The sequence below is a fragment of the Streptomyces sp. SID11385 genome, from assembly GCF_010548245.1.
Classification (GTDB): domain Bacteria; phylum Actinomycetota; class Actinomycetes; order Streptomycetales; family Streptomycetaceae; genus Streptomyces.
The window spans coordinates 1-231 of record NZ_JAAGLR010000682.1 but is presented as its reverse complement, the minus strand read 5'-3'; the positions used below and the strand labels follow the sequence as shown (position 1 = coordinate 231).

Below are 231 nucleotides of genomic sequence, written 5' to 3'. Positions count from 1 at the left end.
ACCGCCACTCGAATCGGCGCAGGAACTGGCCACAGCCATCCACACCGCGCTTCGCCCCTATGACGACCTCCCGCTGGTCCTCTTCGGGCACAGCATGGGCGCGGTCCTCGCCTTCGAACTGGCGCGCGCCATGGAGCGGGCGGGCGCCGGACCGCTCGGGCTGATCGTCTCGGGACGCCGCTCGGCCGCCCTCACGTCTGCGGACAAGGTGCACACCCGCGGGGACGCGGC

1 protein-coding gene is annotated in these 231 nt (G+C 72.7%); it reads left to right on the top strand.

Annotated features, from left to right (window positions below; translation table 11 throughout):
* The coding region (locus tag G3I42_RS20555; RefSeq protein ID WP_239096579.1) for a thioesterase domain-containing protein at positions 1–231 on the top strand (231 nt) is incomplete at both ends.